Origin of the sequence: Cupriavidus pauculus, from assembly GCF_008801835.1 — a bacterium.
GTDB classification, from domain to species: domain Bacteria; phylum Pseudomonadota; class Gammaproteobacteria; order Burkholderiales; family Burkholderiaceae; genus Cupriavidus; species Cupriavidus pauculus.
Map to the genome: position 1 here is coordinate 1 of NZ_VZOW01000088.1, position 1334 is coordinate 1334.

Genomic DNA, 1334 nt, shown 5'->3' on the forward strand with positions numbered 1-1334 from the left:
TAACAGGCTGCTGAAGTACTAGCCGCATAAAAGCGAAGCTTCCCTCTGCAAGGCTGATGGGCTCGCTATTTTTCACAATCCGGAAGCTGATCGTCACTTCACCGACTTTTTCGTTGATTTGGCGACCGTTTCCGGCCTCATTGCCGCGATTACTGCAACTGCGGACGGATTTGTCCCAGCGAACGCATGCGCACGAGGTTGTAGGCGGCCATGCTCAGCACAAACATTTGATCGACCTTCTTTAGTCCGCGCACCATCACCTGGCGCATGCGCCCAACGGTCTTGGCCCATCCAAAGCCTTGTTCAATCAGCTTGCGCTTCTGCTGTGAGATGGCATAACCCTTGGTGCCTGCAATGGCGTCGGGAACGGCCGAGCGGCGGCCAGAGGTGTTTTGTGCGACGTGCGGCGTCACCTTCAACTCCAGGCAGGCTTGAATGAACTCGTGCGCGTCGTAGCCCTTGTCCGCACCCACGGTGACTTCCACATTCAGGTCCTCAATCACCTGCCTGGCATCGTTGAGCATGACCTTCGCGGCCTCGCGCTCGGCGTGTCCGTCCGCATTGGTCACCATGGCGCTCACCACCAGGCCGTGGCGGTTGTCGCTCAGGGTATGACCCATGTAACGCAGTTCACTGGCGGTTTTGCCCTTGCGGTACAGCTTGGCATCGGGATCGGTTTTGGACTCGTGCGTCTCGTTGCTGCGCTTTTCACCCTTGAAGTCAGCACCGTCGTTATCGTCTTGGTCGTCGCCATCCTTGCGTACAAAGCTCTTGTGGCCAGCCCACGCCTTAATCAACGTGCCGTCGACGCTGAAGTGCTCGCCCGACAGCCAGTCCTTCTTCTGCGCGATGGCCAGCACTTCGTTGAAGAAGTCGATCACAGCATCGTGCTTGATCAGCCGTTCCCGGTTCTTGCTGAAGACGCTGGGCACCCAGACCACATCATCCATCGCCAGGCCAATGAACCAGCGAAACAGCAAGTTGTAGTGCGTCTGTTCCATGAGCTGGCGCTCCGACCGGACGCTGTAGAGCACCTGCAGCAGCATGGCCCGCAGCAACTTCTCCGGCGCGATGCTGGGCCGGCCACCCTTGATATCGGCCTCGTACATTTGCGCGAACAGCCGATCCATCTTCGCCAGCGCCTGGTTCGCCATGGTGCGGATCGCGCGCAGGGGGTGGGACTTCGGCACGAAATCTTCCAGCCGCCGCATGGTGAACAAACTTTCGGTGCAGGTGTCAGCGCCGCGCATGAACGTGGGATTGTATGGAGTCCTCAGATTAACGATTCAGCAAGTCGTCGCGCTGACGTTCGCTGCCGGTATTTCAGCAGCCTG

At 58.7% G+C, this 1334-nt stretch carries 1 protein-coding gene; it reads right to left on the reverse strand.

Translation table 11 applies throughout. The features are described from left to right. Positions 1 to 149: 149 nt before the first annotated feature. Positions 150 to 1250 carry an IS5-like element ISRme1 family transposase gene (locus F7R19_RS29490; protein WP_008651819.1) on the reverse strand — a complete coding sequence of 367 codons (1101 nt, stop codon included), beginning with the start codon at positions 1248 to 1250 and terminating at the stop codon, positions 150 to 152. Between the last annotated feature and the right edge of the window lie 84 nt (positions 1251 to 1334).

Bases quoted from the DNA above. Each gene is read 5' to 3' on its own strand.
- F7R19_RS29490 (WP_008651819.1), bottom strand. From the start codon at position 1,250: ATGCGCGGCGCTGACACCTGCACCGAAAGTTTGTTCACCATGCGGCGG.